Here is a 12,273-nt window from a genome sequence, read left to right on the forward strand (position 1 = left end):
CCCGGACGGCCTGCCGCGGGGTGTCGCCGCCGGCTGTCCACAGGGGCCCGCGCCCGTCGTCCACAGCCCCGTCGGACTGTCGGTCCCCGCCAGTAGGGTGTGAGTCATGGCCGACCCCTCCAGCTACCGCCCCAGGCCGGGAGAGATCCCGGACACCCCGGGGGTGTACAGGTTCCGTGACGAGCACCGCCGGGTGATCTACGTCGGAAAGGCGAAGAGCCTGCGCCAGCGCCTGGCGAACTACTTCCAGGACCTGGCGAACCTCCACCCCCGCACCCGCAGCATGGTCACCACCGCCGCGTCCGTGGAGTGGACGGTGGTGTCCACGGAGGTCGAGGCCCTGCAGCTGGAGTACTCCTGGATCAAGGAGTACGACCCCCGGTTCAACGTCAAGTACCGCGACGACAAGAGCTACCCCTACCTCGCGGTGACGATGAACGAGGAGTTCCCGCGCGTGCAGGTGATGCGCGGCCACAAGAAGAAGGGCGTGCGCTACTTCGGGCCGTACGGGCACGCGTGGGCGATCCGCGACACGGTCGACCTGCTGCTGCGCGTCTTCCCGGTGCGCACCTGCTCGGCCGGTGTCTTCAAGAACGCCGCCCGCACCGGCCGCCCCTGCCTGCTCGGCTACATCGGCAAGTGCTCCGCGCCCTGCGTCGGCCGGATCTCCCCGGACGACCACTGGGACCTCGCCGACGAGTTCTGCGACTTCATGGCCGGCCGCACGGGCACCTACCTGCGCCGCCTGGAGAAGCAGATGGCCGAGGCGGCCGAGGACATGGAGTACGAGCGGGCGGCCCGCCTGCGCGACGACATCGGGGCCCTGAAGAAGGCCATGGAGAAGAGCGCGGTCGTGCTCGCCGACGCGACCGACGCCGACCTGATCGCCGTCGCCGAGGACGAGCTGGAGGCGGCCGTCCAGATCTTCCACGTGCGCGGCGGACGCGTGCGCGGGCAGCGCGGCTGGGTCACCGACAAGGTCGAGGACATCACCACCGGCGCCCTCGTCGAGCACGCCCTCCAGCAGCTCTACGGCGAGGAGCGGGGCGACGCCGTCCCCAAGGAGGTCCTGGTCCCGGCCCTGCCCGACCCGGTCGAGCCGGTGCAGCAGTGGCTCACCGACCGCCGCGGCTCGGGCGTGTCGCTGCGCATCCCGCAGCGTGGCGACAAGAAGGCGCTCATGGAGACCGTCCAGCGCAACGCCCAGCAGGCCCTTGTGCTGCACAAGACCAAGCGCGCCTCCGACCTGACCACGCGCTCGCGTGCCCTGGAGGAGATCGCCGAGGCCCTCGGCCTGGACAGCGCCCCGCTGCGGATCGAGTGCTACGACATCTCCCACCTCCAGGGGGACGACGTGGTGGCCTCCATGGTCGTGTTCGAGGACGGACTGGCCCGGAAGAGCGAATACCGCCGGTTCCAGATCAAAGGCTTCGAGGGACAGGACGACGTCCGTTCCATGCACGAGGTGATCACCCGCCGCTTCCGGCGCTACCTGGCCGAGAAGGAGCGGACCGGCGAGTGGGCGGACGGCGACGAGGTCGTGGAGGGGGAGCCGCTCAAGGACGAGGACGGCCGTCCCAGGCGCTTCGCCTACCCGCCCCAGCTCGTCGTCGTCGACGGCGGGCAGCCGCAGGTCGCGGCGGCCCAGCGGGCCCTGGACGAGCTCGGCATCGACGACATCGCCGTGTGCGGCCTCGCCAAGCGGCTGGAGGAGGTCTGGCTGCCCCGCGAGGACGACCCCGTCGTGCTGCCCCGCACCAGCGAGGGCCTGTATCTGCTCCAGCGGGTCCGCGACGAGGCCCACCGTTTCGCGATCACCTATCAGCGCAGCAAACGCGCCAAGCGCTTCCGGGCGAGCCCCCTGGACGACGTGCCCGGCCTGGGGGAGACCCGCAAGCAGGCGCTGATCAAGCACTTCGGTTCGGTGAAGAAGCTCCGGTCGGCGACGATCGACCAGATCTGCGAGGTACCCGGCATAGGCCGCAAGACGGCCGAGACGGTCGCCGTGGCCCTCGCCGGGGCGACCCCGGCCGCGCCCGCCGTGAACACGGCGACCGGAGAGATCATGGAAGACGACGACGGGGCACCCGGGACGACGGAGGATGCCCCGGGGGAGCCCGTACCCGCGGGCACCCCGGACGAACGACGGGGGCAGGAGAGATGACCGAGCACGACACACAGCACGCCACGGGACGAGAACAGACCCAGGCCACGGCCGGTGAGGAAGCGGGCCCGCAGACGGCCCGGCCCGACGGACGCCAGGACGACGGAGCACAGGTGAGTACGGGCAAGGAAACAGCCGGGGCGCAGGAGGCGGCCATCCCCGAGCTGGTGATCATCTCCGGCATGTCCGGGGCCGGCCGCTCGACGGCCGCCAAGTGTCTGGAGGACCTGGGCTGGTTCGTCGTCGACAACCTGCCGCCCGCGCTGATCCCCACCATGGTGGAGCTGGGCGCCCGCTCGCAGGGCAACGTGGCGCGGATCGCCGTGGTCGTGGACGTCCGCGGCCGGCGCTTCTTCGACAACCTGCGCGAGTCCCTCGCCGACCTCGACGCCCGCGGCGTCACCCGGCGGATCGTCTTCCTGGAGTCCTCCGAAGAGGCACTGGTGCGCCGCTTCGAGTCGGTGCGCCGCCCGCACCCCCTCCAGGGCGACGGCCGCATCGTCGACGGCATCGCCGCCGAGCGGCAGCTGCTGCGCGAGCTGCGCGGCGATGCCGACCTGGTGATCGACACCTCCAGCCTCAACGTGCACGAGCTGCGCGCCAAGATGGACGCCCAGTTCGCCGGCGAGGAGGAGCCCGAGCTGCGGGCCACCGTCATGTCGTTCGGCTTCAAGTACGGCCTGCCGGTCGACGCCGACCTGGTCGTGGACATGCGCTTCCTGCCCAACCCGCACTGGGTCCCGGAGCTGCGCCCGTTCACCGGCCTGAACGAGGAGGTGTCGTCGTACGTCCTCAACCAGCCAGGGGCCAAGGAGTTCCTCGACCGCTATGCCGAGCTGCTCCAGCTGATCGCCGCGGGCTACCGTCGTGAGGGCAAGCGCTATGTGACCGTCGCCGTCGGCTGCACCGGCGGCAAGCACCGGTCCGTGGCCATGTCGGAGAAGCTCGCCGCCCGGCTCGCCGCCGAGGGCGTGGAGACGGTGGTCGTCCACCGGGACATGGGACGGGAATGACAGGACGTACTCCGCGGCTGAGCAGGCTGCGCCGGGTGGTGCCCGAGGGGCGCGGCGGCAGGCCCGCCGACGCCCGCGCCGCCCGGCCCGAACAGGCGCGCGGCGGCAAGCCGCGCCGCCGGGGCGCCCAGCCCAAGGTCGTCGCCCTCGGCGGCGGCATGGGCCTGTCCGCCTCGCTCGCCGCACTGCGCCGGATCACCGGCGACCTCACCGCCGTCGTCACCGTGGCCGACGACGGCGGCTCCAGCGGGCGGCTCCGCGACGAGCTGGGCGTCCTGCCGCCCGGCGACCTGCGCAAGGCGCTGGCCGCCCTGTGCGGCGACGACGACTGGGGCCAGACCTGGGCCCGCGTCATCCAGCACCGCTTCCAGTCCCAGGGCGACCTGCACGAACACGCGGTCGGCAATCTGCTGATCGTCGCCCTGTGGGAGCAGCTCGGCGACCACGTCCAGGCTCTCGACCTGGTCGGCAAGCTGCTCGGCGCGCACGGGCGCGTGCTGCCCATGTCCGCCGTACCGCTGGAGCTCCAGGCCCTGGTCAGGGGCCACGACCCGGAGCGGCCGGAGGAGGTCGACACCGTACGGGGACAGGCCACCGTCGCCCTCACCCCGGGCGAGGTGCAGTCCGTGCACCTGGTGCCGAACGACCCGCCCGCCGTCCCCGAGGCGGTCGAAGCCGTCCTGGACGCGGACTGGGTGGTGCTCGGCCCCGGCTCCTGGTTCTCCTCGGTCATTCCGCACCTGCTCGTCCCCGATCTGCTGGACGCGCTGGTCGAGACGAAGGCGCGCCGGGTGCTCTCCTTGAACCTCGCCCCGCAGCCCGGAGAAACCGAGGGCTTCTCCCCGCAGCGTCATTTGGAGGTTTTGGGACGACACGCCCCTAAACTCGCCCTGGACGTGGTGCTGGCCGACGAGGCCGCCGTGCCCGACCGTGACTCGCTCGCCGACGCCGCGAAACGGTTCGGCGCCGCGGTCGAACTCGCTCCGGTCGCCCGGACCGACGGGACCCCGAGGCACGACCCGGAGCTGCTGGCCGCCGCGTACGACCGTATTTTTCGGATGCATGGAAGGATCGGCCCATGGCGATGACGGCAGCGGTGAAGGATGAGATCTCCCGGCTTCCCGTCACCCGGACCTGCTGCAGAAAGGCGGAGGTCTCCGCCGTTCTGCGGTTCGCCGGCGGCCTTCACCTGGTGAGCGGGCGCATCGTGATCGAGGCGGAGCTGGACACCGCGATGGCGGCCCGGCGGCTCAAGCGGGACATCCTGGAGATCTTCGGGCACAGCTCCGAGCTGATCGTGATGGCGCCGGGCGGTCTGCGCCGCGGCTCGCGTTACGTCGTACGGGTGGTCGCGGGCGGTGACCAGCTGGCCCGGCAGACCGGCCTGGTGGACGGACGGGGCCGGCCGATCCGCGGCCTGCCGCCGCAGGTGGTCTCGGGGGCCACCTGTGACGCCGAGGCCGCCTGGCGCGGGGCCTTTCTGGCGCACGGCTCGCTCACCGAGCCCGGCCGTTCCTCCTCCCTCGAGGTGACCTGCCCGGGCCCCGAGGCCGCGCTCGCCCTGGTCGGCGCCGCCCGCCGGCTGTCGATCGCCGCCAAGGCCCGTGAGGTGCGTGGCGTGGACCGGGTCGTCGTCCGTGACGGCGACGCGATCGGCGCGCTGCTCACCCGGCTCGGCGCCCACGAGTCGGTGCTGGCCTGGGAGGAGCGGCGGATGCGCCGCGAGGTGCGGGCCACCGCCAACCGCCTCGCCAACTTCGACGACGCCAACCTGCGCCGCTCGGCGCGCGCGGCCGTCGCGGCCGGTGCCCGGGTCCAGCGGGCCCTGGAGATCCTCGCCGACGACGTGCCCGAGCACCTCGCCGCGGCCGGCCGGCTGCGCATGGAGCACAAGCAGGCCTCGCTGGAGGAGCTCGGCGCTCTCGCCGACCCGCCGCTGACCAAGGACGCCGTCGCCGGCCGCATCCGCCGCCTGCTGGCCATGGCCGACAAGCGGGCCTCGGACCTCGGCATCCCGGGCACGGAGGCCAACCTCGGCGAGGAGCTCGCCGACAACCTCGTCGGCTGACCTCGGCCGGACCGCCGGCTTCCGCACCGCACCGGCCGCCCGCGCACGCACGGGCTCCCGCACACGGACCGTCAGACAGCCGGTGCCGGCATCCACTTGGGTGACCGGCACCGGCTTCGGCGTGTCTTTACCGCGCTCTTGACTCGATCTTGAGGTGTCATGAGCCTGGCATCTGTTCGCTGCTGTGGCGGACCCACGCTAGGGGGGTTCATGAGACGAAGAGCGAGATCGATCCTCGCTGTCGGCGCGCTCCTGATCGGCGGAGTGAGCTTCGCACCCATCGCCCAGGCACGACCCGCGGATCCGGGGACCCCGGAAGCGGACGAAGTGAAGGTCTTCCGCGCCGACGTCACCCAGGAGCAGGTGCCCCTGCTGCTGGCCGTCGGCCAGGACGGCCACGAACTCGGCGAGCAGGTTCCCGACAAGGGAACGGCCACCGTGGAGGTCTACCTCACCGACCGGCAGGCCGAAACGCTGGAGAAGAAGGGCGTCGACCTCACCGAGCACACCCTCTCCGCCCGCACCGCGGAACGCGTCGAGGCCGCGGCCGACGGCGTCTTCCGGCCCTACAGCGGCAGCGGCGGCCTCGAGGAGGAGATCCTCCGCACCGCCCAGCAGAACCCCGGCCTCACCAAGGTCGTCTCCATCGGCAAGACGGTCAGGGGCCAGGACATCCTGGCGCTCAAGCTCACCAAGAACGCCAAGAAGTCGAAGGACGGCTCCAAGCCCTCCGTCCTCTACATGTCCAACCAGCACGCGCGCGAGTGGATCACCCCGGAGATGACCCGGCGGCTGATGCACCACTATCTGGACAACTACGCGAAGGACCGGCGGATCAAGAAGATCGTCGACTCCACCGAACTGTGGTTCGTCCTGTCGGCCAACCCCGACGGCTACGACTACACGTTCCAGGACCCCGCCAACCGCCTGTGGCGCAAGAACCTGCGCGACGTCAACGGCGACGGCGTCATCAGCACCGGCGACGGCGTCGACCTCAACCGCAACTTCGCCTACAAGTGGGGCTACGACGACGAGGGCTCGTCCCCCAACCCCACCAGCCAGACCTACCGCGGCGCCAGCCCGGGCTCCGAGCCCGAGACCAAGGCGATCGACGCCTTCCAGAAGCGCATCGGCTTCACCTACGGCATCAACTACCACTCCGCCGCCGAACTCCTCCTCTACGGCGTCGGCTGGCAGGTGGCCACGAACACCCCTGACGACGTCCTCTACAAGGCCCTCGCCGGCACCCCGGACAACTCCGCGATCCCCGGCTACCACCCACAGGTCTCCTCGGAGCTGTACACCACCAACGGCGAGGCGGACGGCCACGCGGCCAACGTCAACGGCATGGCGATGTTCACCCCGGAGATGTCGACCTGCCAGACCGTGTCCGCCGTGGACCCGGACGACGAGTGGAACGCGGGCGACTGCCAGTCGGGCTTCAACTTCCCGGACGACGAGAAACTGATCCAGCAGGAGTTCGCCAAGAACATCCCGTTTGCGCTCTCCGTCGCCGAGACCGCCGCCCATCCCGACCGGCCGTCCTCCGCGGTCGGCCTGGAGGCCGCCGACTTCACCCCGGCCCCCTTCACCACGTCGTACTCGCGCGGCGCCGACCAGGAGGTCTCGGTCGTCGTCCGCAAGGCGGTGCGGGACAAGGAGCTGAAGTACCGCGTCAACGGCGGCCGCACCCACGACATGGCGCTCAGGCCGTGGCAGGGCGGCGAGACGTACGGCGGTGAGGACAACCTCTACTTCGACGAGTACCGGGCCAAGGTCAAGGACGGTTCTCCGGGCGACAAGGTCGAGGTCTGGTTCACCGGCGAGACGCGTCAGGGCAAGAAGGTCTCCAGCGAGCATTTCACGTACACGATCGCCGAACGGCCCCGCGCGGACGTCCTCGTCGTCGCCGAGGAGGGCGCGAAGGCCACGCAGACGCGGACGTACGTGGACGCGCTCGAGGCGAGCGGCCGGCGGGCCGCCGTGTGGGACGTCGCCACCCAGGGCGCTCCCGACGCGCTCGGCGTCCTCGGCCACTTCGACACCGTCGTCCACTACACCGGCGCGGCGACCCCGGGCAACGCCACCCAGCTCCAGCTGCGCGCCTTCCTCAACGAGGGCGGCCGGCTGATCGAGGCCGGCGAGCAGGCGGGCGGCAGCGTCGACCTCGGCGACGGCACCCCGTCCGACGACTTCAGCCAGTACTACCTGGGCGCCTACACCCGCACGTCCACCTCCGGCGCCACCGGGTTCACCGGCTCCGGCAAGCTCGCCGGAACCGCCGGCGCGCTCGGCGGCGCCCCGGGCAACCCGCTGGACACCGCCGGGACCTACAGCGTGACCTCCGACGAGCTGGACCCCGCGGCCTACCCGCAGTTCGCGAGCGCGGGCGCCGGCGAGTTCGCCGGCACGGTGAACCCGTACGGGCCCTACGCGGGCGACTGGATGGTGGCAGCCGTCCACACCGACGACGCCTACAAGCGCCTCACCCGCACCGTCGACCTCACCGGTGTCACCGCCTCCGACCGGCCCACGCTGCGCACCCAGCTGCTGTGGGACACCGAGCGCGGTTACGACCACGCCCTGGTCGAGGCCCACGTCACCGGCGCCGACGAGTGGACCACGCTCCCGGAGAACGGCGGCGCCACCGGCACCGCCGTGCCCGCCGAGTGCGCGGCCGGCTTCTACGTGGGCGAGCACCCCTGGCTGGAGCACTACCTGACCCTGTCCGACGACGGCTGCGCCGCCACCGGCACGACCGGGCAGTGGAACAGCCTCACCGGCTCCTCCGGCGGCTGGAAGCAGGTCGAGTTCGACCTGAGCGCCTACGCCGGGAAGTCCGTCGAGGTGTCGATCAGCTACGTCACCGACCCCGGCAGCGGCGGACGCGGCGTCCTCGCCGACGAGGCCTCGCTGGTCACCGGCGGCACGGCGACCGGGACCGAGGGCTTCGAGACCTCCCTCGGCGCCTGGCGGGTTGCCGGGCCGCCCGCGGGCAGCCCCGCCGTACTGAAGGACTGGGCCCGCACCGGCACCCTGTTCCAGACCTACGGCGCGGTCACCACGGACGACACCGTGCTGCTGGGCTTCGGTCTGGAGCACCTCACCGCGCCGGCCGACCGGGCCGCGCTCCTGCGGCGGGCCCTGGGGGCCCTGGACGAGTGACATCGCGGTCCCTGGGAACTGACACCGTGTAGCGAAATCGGGTGATCGGTCCCCGGGACCCGGGCGGTCCGTACCCCTACTGGCGGGTACGGACCGTCGTGCCGGGTATGGGGCGTCTCGATGTCACCCCGGCCGCCTCGGAGAGGTAGGGTCGGAGGTGGTCGGGGACATCCCAAATACAGCTCGCCGGCACATCGGGCCGGCGTACCAACGAGGAGATCGGTTCGTGACGATCCGCGTAGGCATCAACGGCTTTGGCCGCATCGGTCGTAACTACTTCCGCGCGCTGCTGGAGCAGGGTGCAGACATCGAGATCGTGGCTGTCAACGACCTGGGTGACACCGCGACCACCGCCCACCTGCTGAAGTACGACACCATCCTCGGGCGCCTCCCGTACGAGGTCTCGCACACCGAGGACACCATCACCGTCGGCGACAAGACCATCAAGGTCCTCGCCGAGCGCAACCCCGCCGACATCCCGTGGGGCGAGCTGGGCGTCGACATCGTCATCGAGTCGACCGGCATCTTCACGAAGAAGGCCGACGCCGAGAAGCACCTCGCGGGCGGCGCGAAGAAGGTCCTCATCTCGGCCCCGGCCAAGGACGAGGACGTCACCATCGTGATGGGCGTCAACCAGGACACGTACGACCCGGCGAAGCACAACGTCATCTCCAACGCCTCCTGCACCACCAACTGCGTGGCGCCGATGGCCAAGGTCCTCGACGAGAACTTCGGCATCGTCAAGGGCCTGATGACGACGGTCCACGCGTACACGAACGACCAGCGCATCCTGGACTTCCCGCACAAGGACCTGCGCCGCGCCCGTGCCGCCGCGGAGAACATCATCCCGACCACCACGGGTGCCGCCAAGGCCACCGCGCTGGTCCTCCCGCAGCTCAAGGGCAAGCTGGACGGCATCGCGATGCGCGTCCCGGTCCCCACCGGCTCGGTCACCGACCTCGTCCTGGAGCTCTCCCGCGAGGTCACCAAGGAAGAGATCAACGCCGCCTTCCAGAAGGCCGCCGAGGGCGAGCTGAAGGGCATCATCGAGTACACCGAGGACCCGATCGTCTCCTCGGACATCGTCAACGCCCCGGCGTCCTGCACCTTCGACTCGTCCCTGACCATGGTCCAGGACGGCAAGAACGTGAAGGTCATCGGCTGGTACGACAACGAGTGGGGCTACTCCAACCGTCTCGTCGACCTCACGGTCTTCGTCGGCAACCAGCTCTGATCGACTCAGACTCAGCAGGCACCTCGAATGCGGTAGCAGGGCTCGGGCAGCGCAAGGTCGCGCTGCCCGGGCCCTGCGTCGCGTCCGCAGCGACCAGCCCTCGTAGGATCACGAGCGAGCACGAGAACCCAGGAGCCCTCTGCATGAAGACGATCGACGAACTGCTCTCCGAAGGCGTCGCGGGCAAGCGCGTCTTCGTCCGCGCCGACCTCAACGTGCCGCTGGACGGCACCACCATCACCGACGACGGCCGCATCCGCGCCGTGCTGCCCACCGTCAAGGCCCTGGCGCAGGCGGGCGCGCGCGTGATCGTCGCCTCGCACCTGGGCCGGCCCAAGGGCGCCCCGGACCCGGCCTTCTCCCTCGCCCCGGCCGCCGCCCGTCTCGGTGAACTGCTCGGCGCCGACGTCGCCTTCGCCGAGGACACGGTCGGCGAGTCCGCCGAGTCCACGGTGGCCGGCCTCGCCGACGGCCAGGTGGCCGTCATCGAGAACCTGCGCTTCAACGCCGGCGAGACCAGCAAGGACGACGCCGAGCGCGCCGCCTTCGCCGACCGGCTGGCCGGCCTCGCGGACGTCTACGTCGGCGACGGCTTCGGCGCCGTGCACCGCAAGCACGCCTCGGTCTTCGACCTGCCCAAGCGGCTGCCGCACTACGCCGGCTACCTCATCGCCACCGAGGTCGGCGTCCTGAAGAAGCTCACCGATGACGTCCAGCGCCCCTACGTCGTCGCGCTCGGCGGCGCCAAGGTCTCCGACAAGCTCGCCGTCATCGACCAGCTGCTCGGCAAGGCCGACCGGCTCCTCATCGGCGGCGGCATGGCGTACACCTTCCTCAAGGCCCAGGGCCACGAGGTCGGCATCTCGCTCCTCCAGGAGGACCAGATCCCGGCCGTCAAGGAGTACATCGAGCGCGCGGAGAAGAACGGCGTCGAGCTGGTCCTCCCCGTCGACGTACTGGTCTCGCGGGAGTTCCCGGACCTGAAGACCAAGGCCCCGGCCAACCCCACCACCGTCGCCGCGGACGCCATCCCGGCCGACCAGGAGGGTCTGGACATCGGTCCCGAGACCCGCAAGCTCTACGCCTCGAAGCTCGCCGACGCGGCCACCGTCTTCTGGAACGGCCCCATGGGCGTCTTCGAGCACCCCGACTACGCCGAGGGCACCAAGGCGGTCGCCCAGGCCCTCGTCGACGCTCCGGGCTTCACCGTGGTCGGCGGCGGCGACTCCGCCGCGGCCGTGCGTACGCTCGGCTTCGACGAAAAGGCATTCGGCCACATCTCTACCGGCGGCGGCGCCTCCCTCGAATACCTCGAGGGCAAGACGCTCCCCGGCCTCGCCGCACTGGAGGACTGACCTCAATGACCACCCGCACGCCGCTGATGGCGGGCAACTGGAAGATGAACCTCAACCACCTCGAGGCCATCGCCCACGTCCAGAAGCTCGCCTTCGCCCTCGCGGACAAGGACTACGACGCCGTCGAGGTCGCCGTCCTGGTTCCCTTCACCGACCTGCGCTCGGTGCAGACCCTGGTCGAGCACGACAAGCTCAAGATCAAGTACGGCGCCCAGGACGTCTCTGCCCACGACGGCGGCGCCTACACCGGCGAGATCTCCGGCCCGATGCTGGCCAAGCTGCGCTGCACCTACGTCGCCATCGGTCACTCCGAGCGCCGGCAGTACCACGCTGAGTCGGACGAGCTGGTCAACGCCAAGGTCAAGGCCGCCTACAAGCACGGTCTGACCCCGATCCTGTGCGTCGGCGAGGAGCTGGACGTCCGCGAGGCGGGCAACCACGTCGCCCACACCCTCGCCCAGGTCGAGGGCGGTCTGAAGGACCTCACCGCCGAGCAGGCCGAGACCATCGTGATCGCCTACGAGCCCGTGTGGGCCATCGGCACCGGCAAGGTCTGCGGCGCCGAGGACGCCCAGGAGGTCTGCGCGGCCATCCGCGGCAAGGTCGCCGAGCTGTACTCGCAGGAGCTGGCCGACAAGGTCCGCATCCAGTACGGCGGCTCGGTCAAGTCCGGGAACGTGGCCGAGATCATGGCGCAGCCCGACATCGACGGTGCCCTGGTCGGCGGCGCCTCGCTCGACTCCGACGAGTTCGTCAAGATCGTGCGCTTCCGCGACCAGTAGGCCTGCCGGTGAGTAGGCGGTAGCGACGATACGTCGTACCCTTGCGGGGGCATGGTGGCCTGTGGTCACCGTGTCCCCGTCGTCCGTCAGAATCCGAGGAAGTTGGTCCAGCCGTGGTTTTGGGGTTCTCGATCGCCCTGATCGTCTTCAGCCTGCTGCTGATGCTGCTGGTGCTGATGCACAAGGGAAAGGGCGGCGGCCTCTCCGACATGTTCGGTGGCGGCATGCAGTCGTCCGTCGGCGGCTCCTCGGTCGCCGAGCGCAACCTCGACCGGATCACCGTGGTGGTCGGTCTGCTGTGGTTCGCGTGCATCATGGTGCTCGGCCTGCTGATGAAGGCGAACAACTGACCCGGCACGCACTGCGTACGTATGGCCCCATGTCCGGTACGCGCCCCGTGGCGCGGCCTATCATGGGGCTTGCGTCTGAGTGCGGGAGCTTGTAACTCCAACCACTGGACGCGCGTTGGGCCTTACGTAGACTGAGGCGCTC

Annotated in this window: 9 protein-coding genes; all 9 read left to right on the forward strand. The window is 70.6% G+C overall.

Annotation, left to right across the window (positions count from 1 at the left end; all coding sequences use genetic code 11):
• Positions 1-106 precede the first annotated feature (106 nt).
• Positions 107-2,164, forward strand: coding sequence for an excinuclease ABC subunit UvrC (uvrC, locus tag IEZ05_RS03055; protein WP_189228381.1), 2,058 nt, complete (start codon positions 107-109; stop codon positions 2,162-2,164).
• Complete coding sequence (rapZ, locus tag IEZ05_RS03060) at positions 2,161-3,177, forward strand: RNase adapter RapZ (RefSeq protein WP_189228382.1); 1,017 nt, start codon at positions 2,161-2,163, stop codon at positions 3,175-3,177. Before uvrC ends, rapZ begins: the two co-directional genes overlap by 4 nt.
• A complete protein-coding gene (locus IEZ05_RS03065; protein ID WP_189228383.1) occupies positions 3,174-4,265 on the forward strand; it encodes a gluconeogenesis factor YvcK family protein in 1,092 nt (363 codons plus the stop codon). The genes rapZ and IEZ05_RS03065 overlap by 4 nt, the downstream gene beginning before the upstream one ends.
• Positions 4,256-5,245 carry a DNA-binding protein WhiA gene (gene whiA, locus IEZ05_RS03070; RefSeq protein WP_077798688.1) on the forward strand — a complete coding sequence of 330 codons (990 nt, stop codon included), beginning with the start codon at positions 4,256-4,258 and terminating at the stop codon, positions 5,243-5,245. The genes IEZ05_RS03065 and whiA overlap by 10 nt, the downstream gene beginning before the upstream one ends.
• Before the next feature lie 210 nt (positions 5,246-5,455).
• Positions 5,456-8,410, forward strand: coding sequence for a M14 family metallopeptidase (locus IEZ05_RS03075; protein WP_189228384.1), 2,955 nt, complete (start codon positions 5,456-5,458; stop codon positions 8,408-8,410).
• A gap of 226 nt (positions 8,411-8,636) precedes the next feature.
• Positions 8,637-9,644 carry a type I glyceraldehyde-3-phosphate dehydrogenase gene (gap, locus tag IEZ05_RS03080; protein WP_189228385.1) on the forward strand — a complete coding sequence of 336 codons (1,008 nt, stop codon included), beginning with the start codon at positions 8,637-8,639 and terminating at the stop codon, positions 9,642-9,644.
• 143 nt (positions 9,645-9,787) lie between these two features.
• Positions 9,788-10,999: a phosphoglycerate kinase gene (locus tag IEZ05_RS03085; RefSeq protein WP_189228386.1), complete on the forward strand. Its 1,212-nt coding sequence runs from the start codon at positions 9,788-9,790 to the stop codon at positions 10,997-10,999.
• Positions 11,000-11,004: 5 nt separating this feature from the next.
• Entirely contained in the window at positions 11,005-11,781 is a 777-nt protein-coding gene (tpiA, locus tag IEZ05_RS03090) for a triose-phosphate isomerase (protein WP_189228387.1), read from the forward strand.
• A 113-nt stretch (positions 11,782-11,894) separates the two neighbouring features.
• Positions 11,895-12,131: a preprotein translocase subunit SecG gene (secG, locus tag IEZ05_RS03095; RefSeq protein WP_079160504.1), complete on the forward strand. Its 237-nt coding sequence runs from the start codon at positions 11,895-11,897 to the stop codon at positions 12,129-12,131.
• Positions 12,132-12,273 lie beyond the last annotated feature (142 nt).

The sequence above is a fragment of the Streptomyces flaveolus genome (genome assembly GCF_014648815.1).
Classification (GTDB): Bacteria; Actinomycetota; Actinomycetes; order Streptomycetales; family Streptomycetaceae; genus Streptomyces; species Streptomyces flaveolus.